Origin of the sequence: Nocardioides sp. 31GB23 (genome assembly GCF_040012395.1) — a bacterium.
Taxonomy (GTDB): domain Bacteria; phylum Actinomycetota; class Actinomycetes; order Propionibacteriales; family Nocardioidaceae; genus Nocardioides; species Nocardioides salarius.
The window spans coordinates 1-1,585 of record NZ_JBDYKJ010000140.1 but is presented as its reverse complement, the minus strand read 5'-3'; the positions used below and the strand labels follow the sequence as shown (position 1 = coordinate 1,585).

Sequence of the window (1,585 nt, the reverse complement as noted above, 5' to 3'; positions counted from 1 at the left end):
TTTCGAGCAACCCAGCGGCCAACCCCGGGCCGCGCCGTGGCGCGGGAAGATCGGGGTCGGTGACGGTTCCCGCGTGGCGTCGTCGGGGTGATGCTTGGAGGGTGTCGGTCGTGACGGACCCCGAGCGTCTCTGGCGCCTTGAGCCTGCTTTCGAGCATGGGGCGGGGAGCTCCCACGAGAACCGTGGATTGTTGCCGTTGAGCACGCGTATTCAGACTTCCGAATCACTCGCTCCCCTCACGGCCGGCACCTGCGACGCCGGGTCGGCGTCGCCACCGGATCAAGGAGGACGCAGTGATGGAGGAAGTACATCCGCGGTGCGCGGGCATAGATATCGGCAAGAAGTTCGCGAAGGTCTGCGTGCGAACTCCCGGCGTGAATCCCCACAGCCGCAGGGCCAAGGAACGCATCAGCGAGGTCGTCACCACGTGGGGGTCGATGACCAACACCATCCTGGCGTTGCGTGAGCACCTGATCGAGCAGCAGGTCACGTTGGTGCTCATGGAAGCCACCAGCGACTACTGGAAGCCCTACTACTACTTGCTGGAGGACCTGCCGGGCTGCGAGGTGATGCTGGTCAACGCCCGACACGTCAAGAACGTGCCCGGCCGCAAGACCGACGTCAACGACGCGACCTGGCTGGCCCAGCTCGGAGCTCATGGTCTGGTCCGAGCCTCGTTCGTCCCTCCACCGGCGATCCGTGAGCTGCGCGACCTGACCCGCACCCGCAGCGCAGTGACTCGCGAACGCTCTCGCGAGGTGCTGCGCATGGAGAAGCTCCTCGAAGGAGCCGGCATCAAGTTGTCCTCGGTGGCATCCGATCTCACCGGGGTCTCTGCACGAGCAATGCTGAACGCTCTGTGCGCTGGCGAACGCAACCCTGAGGTCCTGGCCGACCTCGCGCACTGGTCAATGCGGGGCAAGAGCGGCGAGCTGATCGAGGCACTGACCGGACGCTTCAGCGACCATCACAGCTTCCTGGTGCTCGCGCACTTCGATCTCATCGACAAACACGACCAAGTGATCAGCGAGATCACCGACCGGATCGAGGCGATGATCGAACCCTTTCGCGACGCCCGAACCCTGATCTCATCGATTCCCGGCATCAGCAACCGAGTCGCCGAAGTCATCATCGCCGAGACCGGCGCCGACATGTCCCGCTTCCCCAGCCCCGCACACCTGGCCTCCTGGGCAGGAGTCTGCCCGGGCAACAACGAGTCGGCTGGAGTGGTGAAGTCCAGCAAGACAACCCACGGCAACGCCCACCTCAAAGGCGCCCTGGGCATCGCAGCTTTCGCCGCATCCCAGACCAAGAACACCTATCTAGCCGCCAAGTACCGACGCATCGCAGCACGTCGCGGCAAGAAACGAGCAGGCGTTGCGCTGCAGCACGACATGCTCAACGCAATCTGGCACATGCTCCAGACCGGAGAGCTCTACAACGACCCCGGCGCCGACTTCTTCACCACCCTGCGCCCTGAGCGCACCAAAGGCCGCGCCCTGCACCAGCTCGAACAACTCGGCTACACCGTCACCCTGGAGAAAGCCAGCTAACCCCGGCCAACTGTTTATCTTCGTATCAGAC

At 64.1% G+C, this 1,585-nt stretch carries 1 protein-coding gene; it reads left to right on the top strand.

Annotation, left to right across the window (positions count from 1 at the left end; all coding sequences use genetic code 11):
- Nucleotides 1-297 precede the first annotated feature (297 nt).
- The gene (locus ABKW28_RS22735; RefSeq protein WP_348613539.1) at nucleotides 298-1,554 is read left to right on the top strand and encodes an IS110 family transposase; all 1,257 of its coding nucleotides are present in this window, start codon (nucleotides 298-300) and stop codon (nucleotides 1,552-1,554) included.
- The last annotated feature ends 31 nt before the right edge of the window (nucleotides 1,555-1,585 follow it).

Bases quoted from the DNA above. Each gene is read 5' to 3' on its own strand.
- ABKW28_RS22735 (WP_348613539.1), top strand. From the start codon at position 298: ATGGAGGAAGTACATCCGCGGTGCGCGGGCATAGATATCGGCAAGAAG.